The sequence below is a fragment of the Phenylobacterium sp. genome (assembly GCF_035569475.1).
GTDB lineage: Bacteria > Pseudomonadota > Alphaproteobacteria > Caulobacterales > Caulobacteraceae > Phenylobacterium.
Window position 1 is genome coordinate 21,443 of sequence record NZ_DATMNA010000094.1, and the last position, 22,513, is coordinate 43,955.

The 22,513-nt window shown below is 65.1% G+C and carries 24 protein-coding genes and 2 tRNA genes; 4 read left to right on the forward strand and 22 right to left on the reverse strand.

Annotated elements, in window-relative coordinates; all coding sequences use genetic code 11:
- The 7 genes from VNW53_RS14845 to VNW53_RS14875 form a co-directional block, all read right to left on the reverse strand.
- Complete coding sequence (locus VNW53_RS14845; RefSeq protein ID WP_325556521.1) at nucleotides 1-1,443, reverse strand: MBOAT family protein; 1,443 nt, start codon at nucleotides 1,441-1,443, stop codon at nucleotides 1-3.
- Between the two features lie 30 nt (nucleotides 1,444-1,473).
- Nucleotides 1,474-2,163, reverse strand: coding sequence for a hypothetical protein (locus VNW53_RS14850; protein WP_325556523.1), 690 nt, complete (start codon nucleotides 2,161-2,163; stop codon nucleotides 1,474-1,476).
- 143 nt (nucleotides 2,164-2,306) lie between these two features.
- Nucleotides 2,307-2,383: transfer RNA gene (locus VNW53_RS14855), tRNA-His, on the reverse strand.
- 75 nt (nucleotides 2,384-2,458) lie between these two features.
- Nucleotides 2,459-3,220 (reverse strand): LytTR family DNA-binding domain-containing protein, encoded by a 762-nt coding sequence (locus tag VNW53_RS14860; protein WP_325556524.1) that lies wholly within the window; start codon nucleotides 3,218-3,220, stop codon nucleotides 2,459-2,461.
- A gap of 218 nt (nucleotides 3,221-3,438) precedes the next feature.
- A complete protein-coding gene (locus VNW53_RS14865) occupies nucleotides 3,439-4,164 on the reverse strand; it encodes an energy transducer TonB (RefSeq protein WP_325556526.1) in 726 nt (241 codons plus the stop codon).
- Between the two features lie 11 nt (nucleotides 4,165-4,175).
- On the reverse strand, nucleotides 4,176-4,613 hold the full coding sequence (locus VNW53_RS14870; protein ID WP_325556527.1) for a biopolymer transporter ExbD: 438 nt from the start codon (nucleotides 4,611-4,613) through the stop codon (nucleotides 4,176-4,178).
- A gap of 5 nt (nucleotides 4,614-4,618) precedes the next feature.
- Complete coding sequence (locus VNW53_RS14875; RefSeq protein ID WP_325556528.1) at nucleotides 4,619-5,521, reverse strand: MotA/TolQ/ExbB proton channel family protein; 903 nt, start codon at nucleotides 5,519-5,521, stop codon at nucleotides 4,619-4,621.
- A gap of 963 nt (nucleotides 5,522-6,484) precedes the next feature.
- On the opposite strand from VNW53_RS14875, the gene VNW53_RS14880 reads away from it, so the two are divergent.
- The 3 genes from VNW53_RS14880 (at nucleotide 6,485) to VNW53_RS14890 (ending at nucleotide 9,004) form a co-directional block, all read left to right on the forward strand.
- Entirely contained in the window at nucleotides 6,485-7,639 is a 1,155-nt protein-coding gene (locus VNW53_RS14880; RefSeq protein WP_325556529.1) for a hypothetical protein, read from the forward strand.
- Between the two features lie 713 nt (nucleotides 7,640-8,352).
- The gene (locus VNW53_RS14885) at nucleotides 8,353-8,601 is read left to right on the forward strand and encodes a DUF4160 domain-containing protein (RefSeq protein ID WP_325556530.1); all 249 of its coding nucleotides are present in this window, start codon (nucleotides 8,353-8,355) and stop codon (nucleotides 8,599-8,601) included.
- Nucleotides 8,594-9,004 carry a DUF2442 domain-containing protein gene (locus tag VNW53_RS14890; RefSeq protein ID WP_325556531.1) on the forward strand — a complete coding sequence of 137 codons (411 nt, stop codon included), beginning with the start codon at nucleotides 8,594-8,596 and terminating at the stop codon, nucleotides 9,002-9,004. Before VNW53_RS14885 ends, VNW53_RS14890 begins: the two co-directional genes overlap by 8 nt.
- Before the next feature lie 712 nt (nucleotides 9,005-9,716).
- On the opposite strand, the gene VNW53_RS14895 is transcribed toward VNW53_RS14890, so the two are convergent.
- A complete protein-coding gene (locus tag VNW53_RS14895) occupies nucleotides 9,717-10,058 on the reverse strand; it encodes a helix-turn-helix transcriptional regulator (protein WP_325556532.1) in 342 nt (113 codons plus the stop codon).
- 55 nt (nucleotides 10,059-10,113) lie between these two features.
- Here VNW53_RS14895 and VNW53_RS14900 point away from each other — a divergent pair, with 55 nt between their 5' ends.
- Nucleotides 10,114-11,376: a hypothetical protein gene (locus VNW53_RS14900; protein WP_325556533.1), complete on the forward strand. Its 1,263-nt coding sequence runs from the start codon at nucleotides 10,114-10,116 to the stop codon at nucleotides 11,374-11,376.
- Here the strand turns inward: VNW53_RS14900 and VNW53_RS14905 are convergent.
- From VNW53_RS14905 to VNW53_RS14970, 14 genes are all read right to left on the reverse strand, one after another.
- A complete protein-coding gene (locus tag VNW53_RS14905) occupies nucleotides 11,373-12,440 on the reverse strand; it encodes a hypothetical protein (protein ID WP_325556534.1) in 1,068 nt (355 codons plus the stop codon). The two genes, VNW53_RS14900 and VNW53_RS14905, sit on opposite strands and share 4 nt — an antisense overlap.
- The gene (locus VNW53_RS14910; protein WP_325556535.1) at nucleotides 12,430-13,101 is read right to left on the reverse strand and encodes a hypothetical protein; all 672 of its coding nucleotides are present in this window, start codon (nucleotides 13,099-13,101) and stop codon (nucleotides 12,430-12,432) included. The genes VNW53_RS14905 and VNW53_RS14910 overlap by 11 nt, the downstream gene beginning before the upstream one ends.
- Nucleotides 13,098-15,083 carry an ATP-binding protein gene (locus tag VNW53_RS14915; RefSeq protein ID WP_325556536.1) on the reverse strand — a complete coding sequence of 662 codons (1,986 nt, stop codon included), beginning with the start codon at nucleotides 15,081-15,083 and terminating at the stop codon, nucleotides 13,098-13,100. Before VNW53_RS14915 ends, VNW53_RS14910 begins: the two co-directional genes overlap by 4 nt.
- 238 nt (nucleotides 15,084-15,321) lie before the next feature.
- Nucleotides 15,322-15,549, reverse strand: a complete 228-nt coding sequence (locus VNW53_RS14920) for a helix-turn-helix transcriptional regulator (protein ID WP_325556537.1) — start codon at nucleotides 15,547-15,549, stop codon at nucleotides 15,322-15,324.
- Nucleotides 15,550-16,264: 715 nt separating this feature from the next.
- A tRNA-Phe gene (locus VNW53_RS14925) sits at nucleotides 16,265-16,340 on the reverse strand.
- A gap of 66 nt (nucleotides 16,341-16,406) precedes the next feature.
- On the reverse strand, nucleotides 16,407-16,577 hold the full coding sequence (locus VNW53_RS14930; RefSeq protein WP_325556538.1) for a DNA gyrase inhibitor YacG: 171 nt from the start codon (nucleotides 16,575-16,577) through the stop codon (nucleotides 16,407-16,409).
- Nucleotides 16,574-17,617 carry a ribonuclease E/G gene (locus VNW53_RS14935; protein ID WP_325556540.1) on the reverse strand — a complete coding sequence of 348 codons (1,044 nt, stop codon included), beginning with the start codon at nucleotides 17,615-17,617 and terminating at the stop codon, nucleotides 16,574-16,576. Before VNW53_RS14935 ends, VNW53_RS14930 begins: the two co-directional genes overlap by 4 nt.
- A complete protein-coding gene (locus VNW53_RS14940) occupies nucleotides 17,614-18,201 on the reverse strand; it encodes a Maf family protein (RefSeq protein ID WP_325556541.1) in 588 nt (195 codons plus the stop codon). Before VNW53_RS14940 ends, VNW53_RS14935 begins: the two co-directional genes overlap by 4 nt.
- Nucleotides 18,202-18,216: 15 nt before the next feature.
- Entirely contained in the window at nucleotides 18,217-18,435 is a 219-nt protein-coding gene (gene infA / locus VNW53_RS14945; RefSeq protein ID WP_111458197.1) for a translation initiation factor IF-1, read from the reverse strand.
- 75 nt (nucleotides 18,436-18,510) lie between these two features.
- Nucleotides 18,511-19,035: a low molecular weight phosphatase family protein gene (locus VNW53_RS14950; protein ID WP_325556544.1), complete on the reverse strand. Its 525-nt coding sequence runs from the start codon at nucleotides 19,033-19,035 to the stop codon at nucleotides 18,511-18,513.
- 6 nt (nucleotides 19,036-19,041) lie between these two features.
- Nucleotides 19,042-19,521 (reverse strand): UPF0262 family protein, encoded by a 480-nt coding sequence (locus VNW53_RS14955; RefSeq protein ID WP_325556623.1) that lies wholly within the window; start codon nucleotides 19,519-19,521, stop codon nucleotides 19,042-19,044.
- Nucleotides 19,522-19,666: 145 nt separating this feature from the next.
- Nucleotides 19,667-20,680, reverse strand: a complete 1,014-nt coding sequence (locus VNW53_RS14960; RefSeq protein ID WP_325556545.1) for a fatty acid desaturase — start codon at nucleotides 20,678-20,680, stop codon at nucleotides 19,667-19,669.
- A gap of 74 nt (nucleotides 20,681-20,754) precedes the next feature.
- On the reverse strand, nucleotides 20,755-22,038 hold the full coding sequence (gene hisD, locus VNW53_RS14965) for a histidinol dehydrogenase (RefSeq protein WP_325556547.1): 1,284 nt from the start codon (nucleotides 22,036-22,038) through the stop codon (nucleotides 20,755-20,757).
- Between the two features lie 48 nt (nucleotides 22,039-22,086).
- A complete protein-coding gene (locus VNW53_RS14970) occupies nucleotides 22,087-22,512 on the reverse strand; it encodes a DUF2948 family protein (protein ID WP_325556549.1) in 426 nt (141 codons plus the stop codon).
- Between the last annotated feature and the right edge of the window lies 1 nt (nucleotide 22,513).

Genomic DNA, 22,513 nt, shown 5'->3' on the forward strand with positions numbered 1-22,513 from the left:
TCAGAACCTGAAATAGAGGAAGGGGTTGAGGGTCGAGCCGACCAGAATGGCGACCGACAGCACGAAGCCCGCCGCCAGCAGCGGGATCGGCAGGGCGTGCACGCTGCGGGTCTCAAGGCGCCCGGGCAGGTCCGGGCGCGGCGGCTCGGCGCGGGGCGTGCGCAGTCGCGCCATCAGCGCCGGCAGGAGGGGCGCGGCGAACAGCGTGCCCGCGACCAGAGCCGCGAGCGTCTGGGCGTTCAGCAGGATCGACAGCCCGGCGTCCGGCGCCAGGAACCGCCCCGGCTGGGCCATCTGGCCCAGATAGGCCAGCGCCTGGGGCAGGTCGTCGGCGCGGAAGAACACCCAGCCCACCATCACCACCAGCACGGCATAGAGGTGGCGCAGGACCCGCGGCGCACGGTCGAGCACCCGGCCGAAGCCGAACCGCTCCAGCATCAGGAAGGCCCCGTGATAGAGGCCCCAGACGATGAACCGCCAGGCCGCCCCGTGCCACAGCCCGGTCAGGAAGAAGACGATCAGCAGATTCCGCACCGTCTGCGCCAGGCCGTTCCGGTTGCCGCCCAGCGGGATGTAGACGTAGTCCCGGAACCAGGACGACAGGCTCATGTGCCAGCGCCGCCAGAAGTCAGTGATCGACTGGGCGATGTAGGGGTAGTCGAAGTTCTTGGGGAAGGTGAAGCCCAGCAGGAACGCCAGGCCGATCGCCATGTTCGAATAGCCGCAGAAGTCGAAATAGATCTGCAGGGTGTAGGCCCAGACGCCTAGCCAGGCGGTGGTGGCGTCCAGCCGCGTCAGCTCGGCGGCGAAGGCATGGTCGGCGAGCGGAGCCACGGTGTTGGCGATCAGCGCCTTCTGGCACAGGCCCACGATGAAATACTGCACCCCCAGGCCGACGTGGGCGGTCTTGCGCCGGTCGGCGTGCATCTCGTCGCGGATGTCGGCGTAGCGGACGATGGGCCCCGCGATCAGGTGGGGGAACATCAGGATGTAGGCGGCGAAACGAAGGGGATCGCGCTCCACCTTCACCGCGCCGCGCTGCACGTCGACGACGTAGCTGACCAGTTGGAAGGTGAAGAAGGAGATGCCGAGCGGCAGCTTCTGGCGGACCTCGGGCAGGAAGCCGCCGGGAAAGAGGTGGTTCAGGTTGTGGGCCAGGAATTCGGAATACTTGAAGAAGCCGAGCACGGCGAAGTCGGCGACCACCAGCGCCGTCAGGATAGCCACCCGCCGCCGTCGGTCTCTGGTCGCGTCGAGCCAGAGCGAGCCGGCGTAGTTCAGGCCGATCAGGCCCAGGAGCAGGAAGACATAGGCCCCCTCGCCCCAGACGTAGAAGGCCGCGCTGCCGACCAGCAGCGCGCCGGCCCGCCAGCCGGAGACGTAGTAGCCGAGCAGGAAGACCGGCAAAAAATAGAAGATGAAGATGACCGAGCTGAAGACCACGCCCCGAGGCCCCCCTACGCGCTCAGGACGTCAGGACTTGGGGGCCGGCGCGGGCGGCGCGGCCGCGGCGGCGGGCGCCGACGCCAGGGCCGCGGGGTCCGGATTCTCGGCGACCGCGATCTGGCGGATCAGGAAGCCGCCGCCCGGCCTGTCCTCCAGGTCGAAGCGGATTTGCTCGATCGTCGACTGCAGCCAGTCGGGGCCGCCGAGGGCCTGGTGGCTCATGTCGTAGACCAGGGTGGTGGTCTCGCCCACCTTGGGGTCGGCGCCGGAGAGCGGCTTGCCAAGATAGCTGATCGCCTCGCCGTGCGCGGCCGTCGAGTAGTAGAGCGCCCCGTCCCAGGCCGAGGCCGGCGCCGTGCGGGTCAGCCGCACCAGGACGAGGGGGTACTGGCCGCCGGGCACGTTCAGGCCCTTGGGCGAGCGCAGGGTCGGGTCGGCCATGGCGACCGCTATGCCCTGGCCCGGCGCGGGCGAGATGCGGCTTCCGACCGTGGTGAAGCCCTCGGTCGAGCCGTCGAAGGTCCAGAGCTTGACGGTCTTCAGCGGCTTGCCGCCCAGCTCGAACCCGCCGGCGGCGGCGTTCCAACGCACCGGCCCGGCCCGTTCCGGGCCCACCGGGACGGGGGCGGCGGCCGACTGGTCCTTGACCGCCGGCCGATGGCAGGCGGTCATCAAGACCGTCAGGGCGGCAAGTCCGATCCAAGGCAGGCGCTTCACCGGACAGCTCTCCTCAAGGCATGGCCGCGCGGGCCGGATTCGCGTTGAGGTTTAGCATGGCGCGCGGCGCGAGCCATGCCGCGGCGGGCGAATTCCGCCGTCGCAGGCGACGGCCGGGGTGCGATGAGGGGCGACGTCGGCGATGGTACCAGCTCTCGGGCTCGAACCGAGGACCTCTAGATCCACAATCTAGCGCTCTAACCAACTGAGCTAAGCCGGCCCATCGCGAGGGGGGTTTCTAGTCGCGTGGCGGCTCGCGATCAAGCGGCGCAGTCGCCGCGAGGCCTATTCGGATTCAATCGGCGAGCAGCGGGCGGCGGTAGCGGCGGCTGCCGGCCAGTTCGCGGCCGTCGCGCAGGCGGACCACGAAGTCCCCGGTGGGTTTGGACTCCACCGCCGCCACGGCCTCGCGCCGCACCAGCCGCGAACGGTGGATGCGCACGAAGCCCGCGCCCTGCAACCGGCGCTGCATCTCCGACAGCGAGGCGCGGTGCAGCAGGCCCGTCCCGCCCCGGTGCAACTCCACATAGTTGCCGGCCGCCTCGACCCAGACCACGTCGATCAGGGGCACGAAGTGGCGGCGGGCCCCGTCGCGGACCTCCAGCACGTCGGGCGGTTGGCCTGCGGCCGCCGGCGGGCCGGCTCGCAGCCGCCGCCAGGCGACGTAGATCGCCACGACCGCCGCATAGACCACGAGGTCCTTGCGAAGCTCGTAGGGCCAGTCCGTCAGCGGCGACCAGGGGTCGTAGTGGTCGCCCACCAAGGCATAGACGCCCCACCGCATGATGCCGATGGCCACCACATGGACCAGGGACACGCCGACCGCGGCGGCCAGGTGGATCGCCAGGCGCGGCAGCCGCGGGCGCGCCAGCGGCCAGGCCCGCCGGGTCAGCCACAGCATGAGCGGGGCCAGGGAGACGAAGACGACGCCGCTCGAAACCTCCCAGAGGGCCGGTTGCCAGAAGGGCGTCGCCAGGCCCGCACGCTGGCGCTCGTGGACGACGTTCAAGGCGTTGACGAGGAGGATCACCGCCAGGACCGCCGTCGCGACGGCCATGAACCGTCGATCCCCCCGGGGATCGGGCCCCGGCGGCGCGGCCTCCTGGCTCGGCGGATCTTGGGACGAGCTCACCCTGGCTCCAGGTTGGATGCGCCGTGCGCCGGCGCCGCCGCAGCATGGGTCCCCGCCCCCGTCCTGTGAAGGGGAGCCGCCGGGCAAAAGAAAAGGCCCCGCGGCTCGCGCCACGGGGCCTGATCCAGTCGGTGAGCGGAGCCCTAGCCGTCCTTAGGCAGGTTCCACTTGATCGGGATGTTGATGTGCTGGCCCTCGACGGGCGCGCCATCCTTGGTCGCCGGCTTCATCTTGAACAGCTTGCTCAATTTCAGCGCGGAGTCCGCGAAGCCCTGGTCGGCAGGAGTCTCCTCGGTCACCTGGCAGTTATCGAGCGTGCCACGCGCATTGACGACGCAGCTCAAGGTCGTGTGACCGCTCACCCCCATCCGGGTCGCACGATCCGGATAGTACTTGGAGTACTCTTCCGGGCCCGGCTTGCGGATCCAGTCGGGGTTGGTGATCACCGACGGACGCGGCGCTTCAGGGGGCGGCGGAGCCGGCGGCTTCGGTTCCTCGATGTGCCGCTCGACCGGGGGAACCGGCAGGGGCGGGATCGACGGAACGTCGGGCGTGGCGACCGGCGGCCTGGGCTGCAGCTTGGGCGGCGGCGGCGGCGGCGTGTTCGGCGGCGGAGGCGGCGGCGGCGGCGGGGGCGGAGGCGGCACCGGCTTGATCAGCGCCACATCCGTCACGTCGTCGGAGTACTCCTTGAAGTTCGGCTCGAACTTGCTCTTCCAGAGATAGAGGGCAAGCGCGGCGTGCACGACGATCGCGATGACGATGGCGATCCAGAAGCCCTTCTGGCGTCTCGGCCGCGGATCGTCGAACGGGTTGTGACTGCCGGTCAGGTGGCTAGGAGCGGCGCCGGGCGGTGATGTTTCAGCCATGCGTCAGCGCCTCACTTGTTATTGTCTTCGCCGACCAGGGCCACGCTGTAGAACCCGTTGTCCTGCAACATGTTCATCACGCCCATGAAGTCGCCGTACATCACGTTCTTGTCCCCGCGGATGAAAATCCGCTCGTGGGTCGGATCGCGCTTTGCGCCTACCTGTTTCCGGAGGTCATCGCCAAGCGAGGAGAGGTCCGTCGGAAAGTCCTGGATGAAGATCCGGCCGTTGGGCTGGATCGAGATATAGACCGGCTTGGGCGGGTTGGTGCCCGGCTTTGCAACGGCGGGAGGAAGTTCCACCTTCACCGTGACGGCCGCCAGAGGGGCCGCCACCATGAAGATAATCAGCAGGACCAGCATGACGTCCACGAACGGCGTGACGTTGATGCTGCTGTTGGCTTCTTCCTCGTACTTGCCGCCGCCTGAGCCCCCGAGTTTGGCTCCCATCTGGCTTAGGCTCCTTTGTCGAGCTGCCGGGAGATCGCGTTCATCAGTTCAGCCACAAAGCCTTCCGTACGCGCGCCGTAGGCGGAGATACGCGTCTGGAAGTAGTTGTAGAAGATAACCGACGGAATGGCGGCGAACAGACCGAGGCCCGTGGCGAGCAGGGCTTCGGCGATGCCGGGCGCCACGACCGCGAGGTTGGTGGTGTTGGTGTTCGCGATCCCGATGAACGAGTCCATGATCCCGTACACGGTGCCGAACAGGCCGATGAACGGACCGTTCGAGCCGACCGAGGCCAGGAACTGCATGCCGCTGGAGAGACGCCGGGTCAGCGAGGCCTGAACGGCGGCCACCGCATGCTCGGCGCGGCTGAGGGTCGTTTCGCGGTGTTCCCCGGCGACGTGCAGCCCGGCCTGGCGGCTGAGCTCGATCTCCTGGGCGGCCGCGGCGGCCATGTCAGCCAGCGGGTTGCCGTCGAATTCTTCGGCGACGGCGATGCGGCCCATGTCGTTGATCGACTTCGCGCCGCGGAAGGCTTCGAGGAAGCTGTCCGAAACGCGGTTCAGGGCGCGGAACTCGAGGAGCTTGGTGATGAGCAGGGTCCAAGAGAACACCGAGGCCAGCAGCAGGCCCAGCATCACCACCTTCACGACGGGCTTGGCGTCCATGAACATGGTGCCGATGCCCATCTTGCCCGCATGTTTCATTTGCGGGGGCAGGCTCGCGTCGGCGCCGGCCGGCGCGTCAGCGGCGGGGGCGGCGGCCGGAGCGGCGGCATCCGCAGCAGGAGCCGCGGCGGCCGGAGCCGGAGCGGCGGGGGCGGCGTTCTGCGCAAACGCCGGTGCGCTCGCCATAAGCGCAACAGCGCCGACGAGAGCAATGAAAGGGGTCTTCAGTTTGTTGTCGAACATCTGTCGCCAGTTCCTGGTTGGTCTAGCACGAGTGGCCAAAGGGTCGTCGCGCGAGAGCGTCTCCACCCTAGTTGAAACAATCCCGACGTCGTGAACCGATTGCCCGGTCCTTGTCGTCAGGCCGCTGTCGCTGCGCCGCGACCCGTAAAGCGTGGTCCCAACACGAGTGAAGGGGCAACGTTTGAAGGCGCGAGGCGAACTCTTCCGCCCCGAGGGGCCTCCGAGGTCTCACCGCTATCTTAGACTTGCGGCTCGGGTCCTTTGGCAACCCCTTAATGAGGCGTCAAGGGGGCAGACGATAACGGGGTCTTGCGAAAGTTCCATGGCATCCCATGACGCACTGCACTGCACAATTCTTTGCCCAAGGGGGCGGCGCGCAATTTCTACCGTTACGGGAAATTAATGTTGCAGTGCGGTATGTATTTCACAAATGTAATCTGCACGCCGCTCCAGGTTAATTGGCAGCCGCTGAGCGGGATCTAGTCAGTTTCGCCTGGACCCGGCCGGCGCCCCGATGGCGGACGCATGGGCTGCGGCGAAACCTGCGCCGGCGCCGCGATGCGAAGAAGTGGCGCCTGGGGGCGGATTCGAACCACCGACACGCGGATTTTCAATCGCCAGCTTCCGCCTACAAAATCAAGCGTTGGTCGCAAAGCTAACGGAAAACAGCGCCTGACACCGCGCAGAGCCAACCTCCGATTGGAAAATCGCCTGCCCCTTATTTCAGCAATCGCGTCATCGAGTGCGCGGGTCTCCGCTCTTCATCTCTATCCAGTCGGCATCAGAATGTTCACCTTTTGTTCTTGACGAGCGCGCGCATTTATGCGAGAATAAACCTATCGCTGTGAGATGCGCCTATTCCCCCACGGGGACTGAGCCGTCTCCGCGCTTTTCCTCCAATCCCGATGCTCGCCTCCGTTCTTTTGGAACGGCGCGCGCCTCGCTGTGCCTGAAGGACAGCCGATGCCCTACTCCTTGGACCCTTCCGATCTGGAGGGTGACGAACTCGACCGTTGGTATCGACGGTCACCTCAGGAAATCGCACTGCAACAGCAAGCCACTCAGGCGCAGCGCTATCGGGACTTCTTCGGGATTCCTGACGACACCGACGACAGCGATGGCGCCGAACGGGACGCTGCCGCGGATCAGGATATCAGCGACCAATGGGGGGGGGCCCAGCCGCCCTCCCTTCAATCCCCTTCTTCGAATGGACTAGGAGCCGTTGACGGCTCCTCGATCAATCCGGTCGGCGCCGAAGATTTCCCACATCCTATCCCACTTTCTGAGCCACCGTTTGCGATCGGTGTTTCCTGGCCACCGCCCGTCCCGATGCCCATGCCCTGGACGCCCGGTTCGGAAGGTCGGCAGCCCGTCCCCTTAAATCAAATCGACCCCGCATCGTCGCAATTTGATCCCACGGCGACGACGGGTTCGGGCCAAACTCCAGTTCCTTCGCTCACACACCCCAACCCGACCAAGCCGACGTTCATAGGCGCTTCTGCACCTGCAACCGGAGCTTCATCGACCGGCTCAGCACAGCCGGATCCATCGAAGGTTGATGTCTTTCAGCCCGACCCTGACGGGAAGCTGCAGCCGATCCCTGGCTGGCACACCACCGGACCATTCGACTTCGGTACATGGTCGCACAACGTCAACTGGGGCGGCGTCGCGAACGATCTTGCCAATATCGGCATGGGGGTGGCCGATTTTACGGGGGCTGGTGAGCTCGGTAGCGCGATCTTGGCTGGCCTCCGCTACAAGATTGGGCCGGCAGTTGTCCGAGGCATCGTCCACGGTCATCACCCCTTGCCGAGGTTCATGGGTGGAGCCGCCGACCAGCAGTTGGCGCGCTTGCACCAAAGCATTCACCAGATGTTCCATGCAGACCTGGGCGCCGCGCTGAGAGAGGCCGGCTTTCCCCGCGTTGGTGGAAGAGGCGGTGGCACGGAGGATTGGACCGCCTTTTTCAAGGAGAACCCGGATGCGGAAAATCGAGCCATCGAGACTCTGCAGAGAGTGACGCGAGACTTTGATAAGAAGAATGGCACCAAAATTTCGAAATATCTGGACGGGGAGTTGTCGCGACATAAACCTCCTCAGCCTCCTCCCCAGCAGTAGCGACGGTCGAATTGGGCATCTCGGATCGGCATGAAGATCGCTGGCTCTGGTTCACCCCGGAAACGGCTGATTGCGTTCGGCTGGATCCACGCGCTTATCCGTCAACAACATTTGGCCGACACATCATCCCCTTGCCCGAATGGGTTTGCCGAGCTCCGAACGGCGGCCTCCATGTCCGCGGAGGGCTTGGGCGGATCGACATCGACGTATCTGAGCCTCCGAATGCCACGGACGAGATCAATTGGACGTGCGACTATGGCCTCCGGATTCTCGCGAACAGTTGGCTCGACCAGGTTCGCGACTTGATAGACGGAGAACGGATCGGACTGGGCGTCCTCCGACGATACGGAGACGTCCTTGATGGATGGTCCACCGTCCGGGAACGTCACCCACCACCGCTTCTTTCAACGGAGGGTTATACAAAAGCCTGTCCGAACTGCGGACATTCCTATTCGGTCCTGCATGGCCGAGAATTCTTCGCCGACCCCACCGTCGTCGGCAGATCGCTGATCGTGAACAACAGCGGCGTGTTTGTGCGAGAGGATATTGCCGACAGTCGGAACCTTTGCTCGCCTCGCGGCAGCTTCGAACCCGGTCTCGTCGCATTTGAAGCCTCCTAAAGTCGCAGCTTCATGAGCAGCACCGGAGCTTCCCCTAGGCAGCCTGTCGTCACAAAACCTAGATCAGGTCTAGGTTTTATGAGATAGTGCGCCATGGCGACGGTGTTCCAGAGCCGGCGGCGCTATCGCGTGGCGGTCAATTCCAACGATCATCCACCACCGCACGTCCACGCGTTCGGCAAAGGTTGCGAGGCTCGATTCAAGCTCAACTGCCCAGAGGGGCCAGTGGAGCTCTGGGATTATGTCGGTGACTGGACCTTGGCGCGGCTGAACGAACTGGGCGGCGAGATCGCCGACAACCTTGCCGACTGCTGCAAGACTTGGGATGAGATCCATGGCTGAGTTCAAGCTGGTCGATGAGACGGCCTTCAAAGCTGCCGGCGTCCGTGGCCGGTTCACTCACGCGACGCCTCGTGCGGTTAAAGCGCGATTTGATCGCCGCACAGCGCGGGTCGTGGTGGGATTGAGCACGGGGATCGAATTTGCGTTCGACCCTCGCCTCGCCCCCGGGCTGGCGGCAGCCGCCGCCGAGGATCTCGTCGGCGTCACGGTCGAGGGTGTTGGCAGCACGCTGCACTTCCCGCGATTGGACGCGGATTTCACCGTGTCGCGTCTGCTTGAAGGTTTTCTCGGCCCAATGGACTGGACCCGGCGCGAAGCCCGTGCCCTCGCCTCTCGGGAAAATGGCAAGCGCGGCGGCCGTCCAAAGCGAAGCGCGGGCTTGGCCAAGAACTCGCCCAGCTGACGCAGCTTTTATGAGGGCGGCCGGCGCGTCATCAAAGAAGTAGCGCTCCGCCAACGCGCCGAGACGCGCGAAGCGATCATTCTGCCCGGCTAAGAATGCGAAATTGCCTGATACCCCCGTAGAGGGAACGCTCGCACAGCGCCAGCCGCCGCCCGCCTAACCCATTGAAAATGCTGGATCAGTGGATTTCGGACTCAACCCATACGCACGGACGGGTTGTCCGGTTGTCTCGCAAAGCCAATCCGCCTCTCCACGGCGGCATATTGTTCATCAACAATACAGTTACTTAGTACTCCTCCAGCTCCATTTCCCGTGGCGGGACCGGCAACTCTAGGTCGGTTTGGGGCCAAGCTGTTTTCCAATCCGAGATTACTCTCATCCAATTGAAAATCATCAACTTTCTTCGATTTTATGGCTTCGAGGATTAGAAGCAAAAAGGCGCCCCGCGGCGCCCCGAAAATTTCGTAAGTCTTTGATTTTCTGCGGGGCGTGGTGCCTGGGGGCGGATTCGAACCACCGACACGCGGATTTTCAATTTATCGGAAATCGTTGATATTATTCTGAAATTCGGAAAAAATGGATTCTCGCTGGCATATGAAAGCTGCCCGCCCTGGCATACACCGGCACGTATGCCGCGAAGATTGGCATTCATAATCAATGGTTTGACAGGATTCCGGACTCCATGACGACGAAACGCTCGAATTCAGGTTCGTCAGGCCTTGTGAAAGGCGCGAAGTACCCGCGTTAAGAGCCTCGCCCCCTCCTCTGTTCGGTCCCAGGCAGCTAGGACCTCCGCAGCGAGCTTGGCCTCGACGCTCGTCGTCTTTGCGGCCGGCACTACCAAGCCTTCCGCTTCGGGCTCGATCCCGAGCGCGTTGCAAATCTTCAAGACGCTTGGGTTCAGCGTCGTGAAGTCGCCCCTGCAAATTCGCCAGGCCTGAGCACCGTCGACCTCCGCCAGCGTCCCAAGCTGCTCGAACGTCAAGTCACGCTCTTGGCGACGCGCGCTGATCCGTTCGGCGAGTTGCGCCCCGTATTTGTAGCGCTTTGCCATTGCTAATTAGCATATGCATTGCTAGATTATTTGCAATAATATTTGGGAGCGCCGCGTGTACGTTGGTTTCGAACAGTGGACAGGGAACCGCGAGGTCGCGACGCTCGGGACTAACGCTGGCTCCGCAGCAATCCCCTTCCAGCGCTGGCGTCACTTCAAAGAGGCCTTCGCGCCTGAAATCGTCTATGAGGCCGTTCGCGCGGCAGAGACCCCGGTGAAGACCTGCATCGATCCCTTTGGGGGTTCAGGGACGACCGCTCTCGCCTGCCAGTTCCTTGGGGTCGAGCCGACGACCATCGAGGTCAACCCATATCTCGCGGACCTCATTGAGGCCAAGCTGTCCACCTATGATCCTGATCGACTCGTCCAGGACCTAGGGACCATCCTGCGGAACGCGGAGCGTATTGATCCCGCCGCCACTCTCGCCGGCCTCCCGGCGACCCTTGTCGAACCCGGCGTGGCAAACCGCTGGATTTTTGATCTGAACGTCGCGCGTCGAATTCTTTGCATTCGCGCGGCAGTCGAGCAGCTAGGCACTCCGGCACATCGCCGCTTGTTCAAGGTTCTGCTCGGTGGCGTCCTAGTGGGTCTGAGCAACGCCGTTGTGAATGGCAAAGGGCGTCGCTACCGCCGAGGCTGGGACAAACGGACTCTTGGCGCAGGCGATGTCGATGCGGCATTTACCGACGCGGCATCCGCAGCGATCGGCGAAATCGGGCGCTACGGGAGTCGCGCCGCTGGGGCCTATGCCGTCATTCGCGGCGACAGCCGCGAGGCGATCAAGGACCTAGGAGCGTTTGACCTAGCGGTCTTTTCGCCACCCTATCCGAACTCGTTCGACTACACGGACGTCTACAACATCGAGCTTTGGATGTTGGGCTACCTCACCGGATCGGCAGAAAACCGATCTCTTCGAGAAAGCACCCTCGCCTCGCACGTCCAGATTCATCGTTCCTTTGCGGCACCGCCGCCAGGCTCACAGCACCTCGCGGACACCCTCGGAATGCTTGAGGCCCAGAAAGAGCAGCTATGGAATCCGCACATCCCCGCGATGGTCGGCGCCTACTTCACCGAGATGCTGGGGATCGTGGAAGCCCTCGGCAAAGTGCTGCGACCCAGAGGGACAATTTGGGCGGTTGTTGGCGATAGCCGCTATGCCGGCGTCGCTGTGAACGTGGCGAACATCCTCGGCGAACTTGCGACAGCGAACGGCCTGAAAGTGGACAGGTTGGAGACACTTCGCGAGATGCGCGCTTCAGCACAGCAAGGTGGCCAAGCACAGCTTGCCGAGAGCCTAATAGTCATCCGCCACGCTTAAGGCCCGTACCGGGCTACCCGATATCGCTCTGCGTCGTTGAATAGATAGTTGCGGTGGAGCTCGACGGAGAGGCCGTCAGCGTACGCTTTCACCGCTGCGAAGGCGGCGGTGTCGCCAACGTCAGTGGCGCGCATGTCGAAGCAACAGAGCATCCCCGCCCTCGCCCGCCGCTCGTCTCTGTATGCGGCGGCCTGCCTTGCGCCGCGTCTCATCCACTTCTCGTTCTTGGTAGCGGACCAATGATGCCCGCGGATATTTCGCTCTCGAAGAACCTTGATCTCAATTTCGGCGGGAATGATCGAAGAGCCATCCGCCATCCGCTGGACAACTTCCAAATCCACGCGGCCGACTTTCATCGGCTGCTCATGCCGGACATCGCAGCTAAATAGAGCGACCGAAAGCGCCGTCTTTACGTGTGCCTGCGCGATGGCTTCGGCGTTCTGAGCCGCGCGGTGTTTGTCCGCGTCATGCCACATGGAAACGCCAGCAACTTGAGCGTCGGGGGTGCAAAGATTGGACTCGTGCGCCGCATCGATGACGCGCTTGATGTCATCGAGCGTCGTTTCCCGGTCGACGATATCGACGGTTTCAACGCTCTCCTCATCGTTCAATCCGTGGCGGTAAAGCCGGACCGTGGGCGTCGTGACGGTCGGATTGAACACTGCCGCCGGAACATCGCCAAGTCCGAGCCCCTGGATGTAGTCAAAGACCTCCCCAGCGCCTTCGGATGGCGGAACCAGCTCACGCCCCGATTGGACGTTCATCGGGACGAACCAAATTCGCCCAGAAATCTCAACGCCGCCATCGCCCAACATTGGCTGGCGCGTCGTGTCTGTTCCGGACAGCCCGCCGGGCTGGAGCAGAAAGACGGCGATTGCATCGCGCCGCATATCGCCGAGATGCTGCCTTGTTCGTCGAAGGGCTAGGCGCGCGACGTTGCGGCCAAAGCGCGACACGGGAGGAAGATCGTCATCGGCGCCGTCGCCGGCAAACAGTCGCGCTGTCCCGCCGAGATCGGCCCCCGTCCAGAATCCTAAACCTGTCGCATTGTTGTCAGCGGGCACCCTGGAGCCGCCTCCGCAGGTGTCGGACGTAGAGGTGGACTTTCTCGCTGGCGCCGACGACCGCACCGGTCTCCACTAGGCTGCCAACCTTTTCCGCCGAGGCAGCGGAATAGTTCACGTCCAGCCATTCCCCGAAGTCGATCACATTGTCGGCGCTGAAGTGAGGGTCGGCGTATGTCGCATCTTCGTTGATCACACGATCGATCTCCGCATCGGACAGCGCCGACAATGCAAGGACGAGTTCGCGCAGGAAGTGAGCCGACGCAGCTTCGTCGGGCATCGTTTCGAGGTGGCCGAGGATAGGGTCGGCGAGATCAGGATTCAGCCGATAACTGCCTTCCAAGCGATAATGCTCGGCGTCGATCTCAACGTGCTTCAGCCCTTCAACCCTTGCCACGCCCAGGCCGACGAGGCGATCGAGGTCGCGCTGGAGGTCTGGATAGAATGGACCACCGCTCCGCTTCAGCACCGTCCCGTCCACACTTGGCATGTCCCAGACGGGCGAAAGAACATTAGCCAGGTAGGCGATGAGGTGCAGACGAAGCGCCGGCAATGGATCGATGCCGGCGTCTAGGCTCGCCTTGAGCAAGACGACGAGCCGTACACGCCGACGTATGGACGCGGCGAACTGATCCTCTTGCGGGCGCGAACTCTCGCTCATGCCAGCGGCTCAAATAGCCGCTCTCTGAGCCGATCATATTCGTCGCGATCGTCGCTGACGGCGCGCGTGGGCTTCGCAACCTCGAAGAGATCGACCAGCCGGTCGGCCTTCTCCGGTGTAGCTGCCAAACCCCCGACAAGGGTCGGAAGTAGGCTACCCTCGATCAGGTTTGAAGTGACGAGCAGACGGTTTTCCCCCTCGCCTGCGAAGCGAAGCAAGACGTTGCCTGCGCGCTTAGCAAAGACAGCGTCGAGCGACGATTCTGGCGTGTCGATGATCAGAGCCGCCGAGCCGTCGCTTGACGATCGCATGAGCGCCATTCGAAACGCGAGATCGATGAACTCACGCTGACTTTCGGACACGTCTCCAGGGCCGGCACGACGTACCGCATCTGAAAAATCGCTGCCGGTCATGTTGAGTTCGAAGGCGGGAAACGGAATTGCTTCGCCGCTTTGCCCAACTGCCGCTGACCGCATGGCCCACGTCAGCGAGACGCGTTCAGAAAGGAACGCGCCCGCAAAAAGCTCAAAGCCCTCGACGATCTGGCTGGCGGAAGCCAACAACTCGTCCGTGCATTGCTCGACGAATTCCCGAAACGCGGTGCGCTCTGCCGCCAATTCCGTTTTCATTGACTCAAGCCGACCTCGAATGGCGGCTAGTTCACCGCGCTGGGTTCGGAGGACCGCTTCGTCTGGTGGCAGCAACTCGATGATGCGGGAAAGCCGTGCTGATCGACTCGCGATCTCGGCGTTCAAACGCGTTACTTCCAGCGTATGCGCGTCGAATTCCGCCTCGGCGATTTCACGTTCGCGTACTGCGCCGGCTAGTTCCCGGTCCGCGAGTTCGAGCAGACGTTCCGATTTCACTACGCGCTCATCTGCGACGTCGCGCGCCTCAACAATTTCGGCTGATCGCGACAGGTCGCTATCGCACACGACGCACTTGTCGCCCGTCAGGCGGGCGGCGTAGGCGGCTGCGGCTTCTGGAGCATGGGAGCCGCAGACTAGGCAATCCATCTCGCTCATGAGATGGGCGACCATGTACCGGCCCGTTTCGAGACGTCCTGGGAAACGAGCTTCGATCGCAACAAGCTTGGCGTGTTCCAATGCTCTGAAGCGCGCCTCTCGCTCCTGTTTCGCCTTCAGATGGCTCAGACGCGCCTCCTGGCGCCTGCTGTCCATCGCGTCCGTAAAGGGCTCGATCTCCTCCAGCCGAGCCCGTCCTTGTTCTTGTAGGGCGTCAAGCGCTTGAAGCTCGCCGCGCACCGCAGCGGCATTGCTGGCTTTCGCCAAGCTGTTGTTCAGCAACTTCTCCTCGCGCCCAACGACCGCTTGGAAGTTGCGCATCCGGCTGTCGTTCTGAAGGATGGATCGTTCCAACTCCGTCCATCGTTGGGCAATATCGGCGGGCAGAAAAAGCATCCGCAGAAGCTGCCGCTGAGCAGAAGGATCCCAAACCAGCTGCCGCCGGTCTTCGAAGTAAAACACCAAGTATCGCAGCATCAGGATAAAATCGCCGAAAGAACCGAGGCCCGATGCGGCTGCTATTTCGGCTTGAAGAATGGACTCGTCCGTAATTTCAGACGCACCGAACAGCGCTGAAATCAGTCCAAGATCGCTCAACCGACGCTCAACGACCACGACTATCGAACCAAGCATAAATTCCAGACGAGCCGTCGCGGTTGCCGCTCGATCTCCGACGCGCGCGGCTAGGATCGAACGCTGCGGCGAGGGAATTGCCGCAGCGGCCAGACGGCGAAAACCTAGCTCGTCGCCGACGCCGAGTGCAGGAATGTCGTATGGACCGGCCAGGAGCCGGAAGATCAGCGTGATGAGCGTCGTTTTGCCTAGCCCATTTGCACCAACGACTAGGGTGAGGCCGGGCGGGAAGTCCACATGCAGCCCAGGCGTAGCGTCGGACACGCCTGGAAAGAGGCCATACCCGTCGACGTCCAGGCGGCAGAAGACGGGGAATGTCTTCAAGCAGCAAAATCCTCTCTCACGCCCACCCTAGGCATGCATTGCGATAACCTACACCGTAGGCTTGTGGAAGGTGCCCATCGCCCTAACGGGCGTCGATCATGTCGATGCGGCGTCATAGCACTCAACGCCGACCGTCGCGCGATCGCAACGCCCTCTACGAGTCTGCCGTCTCCGGCGATGAGAACGCCGGCCCATTTGGCTGTCCGCTCTTCATGCGTCACCAGCGCATCAAAACAGTTCACCCACCGTCATCAGGGTCCGTGGGTTGAAGCAACGCCAGCGGATCGACGCCCAGCACGCTTGCAAGCCGCTCGACGACATCTAGTGTCGGATTTCGAATTCCGCGCTCGATCTGACCAACGTATGTGACAGCGAGGCCCACCTCGTCTGCGAGCACTTCCTGGCTAAGTCCGCGCTCCTGCCGGGCGAGACGGACATTTATCCCCAAGACCTGATTCAAGCCCATCAGGGCAGGCGTATTGAGTCCCGACCCCCCGACCAGTCACTATAGTGACTATACGAGTCGACTCGCATATTCTGGCGCGGCCACCTCAAGGCACGCCGACGTCGGCGTGCCCACGAAGGTCGGGATAGTCGTAGCGGGGCCACGATGCACGCAGGTGACGATCCCGCCTGGGACGTCTTAAGCGACGACCTGCTTGAGGGCTCTGAGGCCATCGCCAAATTCCTTGGCGACAAGTGGAGCGCAAGCAGAGTGCGAAAGGCGAAATATCGCCAGCACCTACCTATCCACAAGAGGCCCGGGATTGGCCTCTACGCTTTCAAATCCGAATTAACGGCTTTCCTCCGCGCGGCCGAGTCGTTGGCCCGCCCGATCAAATAGAGTCCAGCTTGGCCTTACCGACACGCGGATAGATAATCCGCGTGTCGGTGCTTGGTCGGAGCATCGCGGCCTCCGCTGACAACATGCTGTTTTATAACATTTTTCTTTCTGTTCCCGGTAGGCGATAGGAAGCCGACGTAGCACCACGATGGCATCAACAATGGATTCCCGCCCTGCAAACGGCGCTTGGTTCCCCGAAAATCGCGACGCCGTGGCACGTGCCGGAACGTCAGAGAACGCCCTGGCATGTTGCGGAATGTTCTCGTTTTGACCCGATATGCCATCGAGAACGACGTTCCCCCAGTTGGGGAAGATACTGATTTCATTGAAGAAAAAGTGGTGCCTGGGGGCGGATTCGAACCACCGACACGCGGATTTTCAATCCGCTGCTCTACCAACTGAGCTACCCAGGCGAAGGCCGCCGTCGCGGGGAGCCGCGTCTATAGAAGAGCCGCTTTCGGAAGTCCAGCAAGCGCGGATCAGTCGTCCCCAGGCTCTTCGGGGACGCTGTCGGGATCCTCCGGACCGGGGATCGCATAGTGACCTCCCAACCAGCGATGCAGGTCCAGATCGGCGCATCGCTTGGAACAGAACGGGCGGTGCTCAGGCTCAACCGGCTTGCCGCATATCGGGCATTTGGGCGCGCTCACGAGGCCGGCCCCACGTCCAGGCTCTCACGTGAACGCCCCGGGTCAGGGGTGATCGAAAACCGGGCCCCGATCTGCTCGGCCAGCAGGCGGGCCAGCGGCTGCGCCGCCTCGGCGATGGCCGGAGCGCAGGCCGCGGTCAGTCGCCCGCCGGGCTGGGCGGCGGCCTCGGCCTGCAGGCGTCGGATCAGGCGCTGGGCCAGGGTGCGGTCGCTCGGGGCCCCGTCCTCGCGGCAAAGGCGCTCGGCGAGCGGCCGTATGCGGCGCGGCAGGGACAGTTCCATGGTCCCGAACCGGCCCACGGGTCCGATGGCGACGCCCGGATTGTCGGGCGCGAAGGCGGCGCGGGCGGCGGCCATCAGCGCGTTGCCGTCATGGCCGCGGCCCACCAGGTCGATGATCACGATTCCGCCCAGGCCCTTCAGCCGCAGCAGCCGCGCGGCCATGCCCAGCGCCGCCAGATTGGCCTGGCGGGTGACTCGCTTGGCGTCACCGCCCTTGCGGTCGGAAAGATCGACGTCGATCGCCGTGAGCGCCCGGGTCGGCTCGATGGCGATCAACCCGCCGCCCGGCAAGGAGTGGAGCGCCTCCAGCGCCTCGGCTTCGGCCTCGTCCGCCACCTGGCGCGCCGCCGAACCTTCCACGATGGATGCGCCGTGACTCAGCGCGTTCAGCTCGGCGGCCAGGTCGGGCGCCGCGGCCATCAGGCGCGGCGCGCCCTCGGCGGGCCCGACGGCGCGCGCGATCGCCAGCTTCCCGCGGCGGGGTTCGCTGCGGATTTCCACCTCGATCGCCTGGCCTCGGACCGGCCGCGCATCGGGCTTGAAGGGCAAGATCGCCTCGGCGCCCTGGCCAAGCTCCAGGAAGGCGGTGCCGAGGGCCGGCTCGACGGTCGCCACCCGGGCGACGAGGCGCGCACCGATCAGCAGCCGCGATTCGTCGTCGTCGCGGCGGATCAGCAACCGCTCGGGCCGGCCGTCGAGGGTCACGACGCCTCGGGTCTCGCCGAGGCCGCGGTCCAGATAGGCGCGCCGCTCGCTCATGGCCGGCGGTATCCGAGGCCCGCCAGCAAGGCGGCGGCCTCATAGAGCGGCAGGCCGACGACGCTGGAGTAGGAGCCCGAAAGATCGGTCACGAAGGCTGCGGCCAGGCCCTGGATGGCATAGCCGCCAGCCTTGCCGATCCCCTCCCCGGCCGCCAGGTAGCGCTCGATCTCGGCGTCGGTCAGGCGCTTGAAGCGGACCCGCGTCTCCACCAGCCGCTGCGCCCGCCGCCCGTCGGGCGAGATCGCGCAGGCCCCGGTCAGCACCCGGTGCGCGCGCCCGGACAGCAGCTTCAGACAAAGACGGACCTCCTCGACGTTCTCGGCCTTGGGCAGCACGCGGCGGCCAAGGGCCACCACCGTGTCGGCGGCCAGTATGTAGGCGTGGGCATGGCGCGCGGCGACGCCGGCGGCCTTTTCGCCCGCCAGGCGCTGGGCGAGCCGGCGCGGCGTTTCATCCTTCAGCGGCGTTTCGTCGACTTCGGCGGCCTCCACCGCATCGGGCGGCAGGCCGATCTGGCGCAGGAGGTCGAGCCGCCGGGGACTTGCGGAGGCCAGGACCAGGCGCGGCGGCGGTTGCGGCACTTCGGCCGGACGCGTCTAGCGGACGCGGAACGTGATGCGGCCCTTGGTGAGGTCATAGGGCGTCATCTCCACGAGCACCTTGTCGCCGGCCGACACCCGGATACGGTTCTTGCGCATCTTGCCGGCGGTGTGGGCGATGATCTCGTGGTCATTCTCAAGCTTCACGCGGAACGTCGCGTTGGGCAGGACTTCGCTGACCGTGCCCGGGAATTCCAGCAATTCTTCTTTCGCCATGCAGGCTCCAAATCGAGGATAAAACGACGGCCCGCGTCCTTAAGTCAGGTCGCGAGCCGCGGATAGAGCCTTGAACTATAGCGCACCGTCTGGGGCGAGGTCGATGGGCGACGCGGCGAGGCCGCCGAAGCGCTCGGCGATCCGTCGCGCGAGCGCGTCGCGGACCTGCCGATAGGCCTCCAGCCGCGCTTCGCGCGAGCCCTCGGCCAGCGTCGGGTCGTGGGTCGGCCAATATTCGATGTCCGCCGCCCGGCTGCGGGCCAGCTCGACCGCCCGGTGATGGGCCTCGGGGGTCAGCGACACCACCAGGTCGAACGAGGAGTCCTCCAGGTCGCCGAAGGTCTTGGGCCGGTAGTGGGAGATGTCCCAGCCCAGTTCGGCCATCACCGCCTGGGCGAAGGGATCGACGCCCGCCTCAACGTCCTCGTCGCGCACGTCGTCGTGCACCAGGGCGGGGAGCTTCAGGCCGCAACTGTCCACAAAGATCCGCTTGCCGACCAGGCGCTTCAGGAGCGCTTCGGCCATAGGGGAACGGACCTGGTTGAAGTTGCAGGCGAACAGCACCGCGCCAGGCGCGGGCGGCGGGGCGTCAGCCGGCATCTGACCCTAGCCCCGCCAATGCAGCGCGCAGATCAGGGTGAACAGCCGTCGCGCCGTGTCGAGGTCGGTGTCGACCTTGCCCGCCAGGCGGGTCTGCAATAGCTCCGAGGCCTCGTTGTGCAAACCGCGGCGGCCCATGTCCAAGGCCTCGATCTGGGCCGGCGTGGAGTTGCGGATCGCCTGGTAGTAGCTCTCGCAGATCAGGAAATAGTCCTTGATCAGACCGCGGAACGGCGACAGCGACAGGATGTGCCGCTTCTCGTAGCTGGGCCCGCGGACGTCGAGAACGAGGCGGTTTTCCACCAGGCCCATCTTCAGGTCGTAGGGGCCGTACTCTGCGCCCTCCGGGTGGAAACTGTTCTCCTCGAGCAGGTCGAAGATGGCGATCTGGCGTTCCTGCTCCTGGTCGCGCGACACCGCCGCGAGCGACTCCTCGTCGAGCTCGACGCTCTGCAGGCGGTGCATCTGGCGGTCGTCGTCGGCCATGGGCGTCCCGGGGGCGTAGCCCACGCTTTATGGCATTCCGCCCCCTCACGTCATCCCGCACCTGCGAACGGGCGCGCCGGCCATAAAGAAATACGCCCGGCGCGGGGGCGCCGGGCGTATCCGAGGGTCGAAATGGCGGGCAAGCCTAGGCGGCGGCGCGGGCCTCGCGGAAGGACACCAGCCGGCCGGCCGCCTCGTCCCAGAGCGCCAGGCGCGCGCAGCGGAAGCTTTCCCAGAAGCCCAGGCGGCTCATGGCGTTCAGCTCCGGATGGTCCTTCAGCACCTTCGGCAGGCGGTAGAACGGGATGCGGCTCGACAGGTGATGCACGTGGTGGATGCCGATATTGCCGGTCAGCCAGCGGAACGGTTGCGGCAGGTCGTAGTGCGAACTGCCGGCCAAGGCCGCCTCGTCGCGGTTCCACTGCCCCTCGCGCGCCCAGGCGGCGCCCTCGAACTGGTGCTGCACATAGAACAGCCAGACCCCGATGGTCGCCGCCAGCAGCATGGTGACCACGTTGACGATCAGGACGGGAGCCACGCCGAACAGCAAGGCTAGGCCGCCCAACCCCACCAGGGCCGCGACGCCGTTGCCCAGGACGCTGGCCCAGGGGCGCCAACCCTGGCGCATCATCCCGAGGGGCACCCGCTGGCTGATCATGAACACATAGGCCGGACCCAGGCCGAACATCACCAGGGGATGGCGGTAGAGCCGGTAGCCGAACCGCCGCATCGGCGTGAGCGCGCGATACTCCTCCACCGTCAGGGTCTCGATCTCACCCAGGCCGCTTCGCCGATCCAGGTTGCCGGAGGTGGCGTGGTGCATGGCGTGGGTCTGGCGCCAGTAGTGATAGGGCGTGATGGTGAAGACGCCGGCGATGCGGCCCACCCACTCGTTCGCCTGGCGATTGCGGAAGAACGAGCCGTGGCCGCAGTCGTGCTGGATCATGAACAGCCGCACGAGGAAGAAGGAGGCGGGAATCGTGAGCAGCAGCGCCGCCCACCACCAGCCGCGCGCGTGCAGCGCCCAGGCGATGGTCCAGAGCGTCAGCAACGGGGCCACGGTGACGATCACTTCGAAGATGCTGCGGCTGGTCTTCGGGTCACGATAGGGCGCGAGGATCTTGGACCAGTCGCGCGCTGGTCGTGTCTCGGAAGCCATCGTCGGGCTCTCGCTGGGGTTGGGGGAAGACTCAGCCATTGCCCCACAAACAAGGTTTGATTGGGGCCATTGGTTCAACCTTGCCCCATGCGAATCGCCGCGGAGCGGGCGTGGGCCGGCAGGCCCTCGGCCTCCGCCAGTGCGACCGTCGCCGGGGCGAGGCGCGCGAACGCGGCTTCGTCGCACTTCACGATCGAGGTCCGCTTGAGGAAGTCATAGAGCGACAGGCCCGAGGAAAACCGCGCGGCGCGACTCGTCGGCAGCACGTGATTGGAGCCTGCCACATAATCGCCGATGGCTTCAGGCGTGTGACGCCCAAGGAAGATCGCGCCGGCATGGCGCACCCGGTCCGCCAGGCGCTCGGGGTCCTCGACCGCGAACTCGGCATGCTCCGGGGCGATGCGGTCCACGAGCCCCGGCGCTTCGTCCAGCGGCGCGATCACCACCGCGCCGTGGTCGCGCCAGGAGGCCGCGGCGTCGTCGCCCGTCGTCAGCGCCTGCAACTGCGCCTCGACCGCGGCTTCGACGCTTGCGGCGAACGCCTCGTCATCGGTGATCAGGATGGATTGCGCCGCGGGATCGTGCTCGGCCTGGGACAGGAGGTCGGCGGCAATCCACTCCGGCCGGTTGGCGCCGTCCGCCACCACGACGATCTCAGAGGGGCCCGCGAGGGCGTCGATGCCCACGGCGCCGTAGACTCGCCGTTTGGCCGCCGTCACGAAGGCGTTGCCGGGGCCGACGATCTTGTCCACCGGCCGGATCGGGCCCGCGCCATAGGCCAGCGCCGCCACGGCCTGGGCCCCGCCGACCCGCCAGATCTCGTGCACGCCGGCCGCCTTCGCCGCCGCCAGCACCGCGGGCTGCAGCCGCCCCGGCGGCGTCACCATCGCAATGCGCTCGACGCCCGCAACGGCCGCCGGCACGGCGTTCATCAGCACTGTGGAGGGATAAGCGGCTCGGCCGCCGGGAACGTAGATGCCCACGGCCTCCAGGGCCGTCCAGCGCCAGCCGAGCTCGACGCCCGCCTCGTCGGTGAAGCGCAGATCGGCCGGCCGCTGGCGGGCGTGATAGCTGCGAATGCGGTCGGCGGCGAAGGCGATGGCGTCGCGCACGGCCTGCGGGCAGGCGGCCGCGCCGTCCTCGATCTCCGCCTCGCTGACCCGGATCGTCTGCTCGTCCAGCGCGACCCGATCGAAGTCCTGGGCGAACCGCAGCAGGGCGGAGAGGCCCTCCGAACGGACCGCGGCGATGACGTCGCGGACGACCGCGTCGACCTCCTCGGGGGTTTCGCGGCGTTCTTCGATGAAGGCGGAAAAGGCCGTCTCGAAGTCGGGGTCGGAGAAGCGGAAGCGGCGCATGGCGCGGCTTCTTTAGCGGCGCGGACGGCCGAGCGCCATGCCGTGCGGCTAATCGCCGTGCGCCGGCGCCCTCGGCGTCGGCCAGGGCTGCGAGACATCGGCCAGAACGGCGTCGATGCATTCGACCTCGGCGCGCAGGTCGCCGCCGCCCGCACAGCTTATGGTCACCAGGCCCCCGGGCGCATCGCCGGCGTCGAAGGTCACCGCCAGCACCTCCAGCACCGCATCTCGGGCGCCGCGTCGGATCTTCCGGGCCTGGACCTTCAGCACCCCGCCCAGCTGCAGCGCCGATCGCACCCGCACGCCGCCATCGGCTTCCCAGCAGTAGCGATTGAAAGCGACCGTCAGCAGCCGCGCCTTGGGCTCGTAGGAGATGTCGCCCACCTTGGCGACAGCGTCCTGCATGGCGGCGGAGATGATCGCCAGATCGTCGGCGTCCTGGGCCAGCAGGCGAAGCGGCGGGGTCTTGGCCATG

What these genes read in the sequence shown, in the direction of transcription:
- VNW53_RS14860 (WP_325556524.1), bottom strand. Translation starts at nt 3,220, where the DNA reads ATGGCCGTCGCGACGGCGGTCCTGGCGGTGATCCTCCTCGTCAACGCC.
- VNW53_RS14865 (WP_325556526.1), bottom strand. Translation starts at nt 4,164, where the DNA reads ATGGCTGAAACATCACCGCCCGGCGCCGCTCCTAGCCACCTGACCGGC.
- VNW53_RS14870 (WP_325556527.1), bottom strand. Translation starts at nt 4,613, where the DNA reads ATGGGAGCCAAACTCGGGGGCTCAGGCGGCGGCAAGTACGAGGAAGAA.
- VNW53_RS14875 (WP_325556528.1), bottom strand. Translation starts at nt 5,521, where the DNA reads ATGTTCGACAACAAACTGAAGACCCCTTTCATTGCTCTCGTCGGCGCT.
- VNW53_RS14880 (WP_325556529.1), top strand. Translation starts at nt 6,485, where the DNA reads ATGCCCTACTCCTTGGACCCTTCCGATCTGGAGGGTGACGAACTCGAC.
- VNW53_RS14885 (WP_325556530.1), top strand. Translation starts at nt 8,353, where the DNA reads ATGGCGACGGTGTTCCAGAGCCGGCGGCGCTATCGCGTGGCGGTCAAT.
- VNW53_RS14890 (WP_325556531.1), top strand. Translation starts at nt 8,594, where the DNA reads ATGGCTGAGTTCAAGCTGGTCGATGAGACGGCCTTCAAAGCTGCCGGC.
- VNW53_RS14895 (WP_325556532.1), bottom strand. Translation starts at nt 10,058, where the DNA reads ATGGCAAAGCGCTACAAATACGGGGCGCAACTCGCCGAACGGATCAGC.
- VNW53_RS14910 (WP_325556535.1), bottom strand. Translation starts at nt 13,101, where the DNA reads ATGAGCGAGAGTTCGCGCCCGCAAGAGGATCAGTTCGCCGCGTCCATA.
- VNW53_RS14920 (WP_325556537.1), bottom strand. Translation starts at nt 15,549, where the DNA reads ATGGGCTTGAATCAGGTCTTGGGGATAAATGTCCGTCTCGCCCGGCAG.
- VNW53_RS14935 (WP_325556540.1), bottom strand. Translation starts at nt 17,617, where the DNA reads ATGAGCGAGCGGCGCGCCTATCTGGACCGCGGCCTCGGCGAGACCCGA.
- infA (WP_111458197.1), bottom strand. Translation starts at nt 18,435, where the DNA reads ATGGCGAAAGAAGAATTGCTGGAATTCCCGGGCACGGTCAGCGAAGTC.
- VNW53_RS14950 (WP_325556544.1), bottom strand. Translation starts at nt 19,035, where the DNA reads ATGCCGGCTGACGCCCCGCCGCCCGCGCCTGGCGCGGTGCTGTTCGCC.
- VNW53_RS14955 (WP_325556623.1), bottom strand. Translation starts at nt 19,521, where the DNA reads ATGGCCGACGACGACCGCCAGATGCACCGCCTGCAGAGCGTCGAGCTC.
- VNW53_RS14960 (WP_325556545.1), bottom strand. Translation starts at nt 20,680, where the DNA reads ATGGCTTCCGAGACACGACCAGCGCGCGACTGGTCCAAGATCCTCGCG.
- hisD (WP_325556547.1), bottom strand. Translation starts at nt 22,038, where the DNA reads ATGCGCCGCTTCCGCTTCTCCGACCCCGACTTCGAGACGGCCTTTTCC.
- VNW53_RS14970 (WP_325556549.1), bottom strand. Translation starts at nt 22,512, where the DNA reads ATGGCCAAGACCCCGCCGCTTCGCCTGCTGGCCCAGGACGCCGACGAT.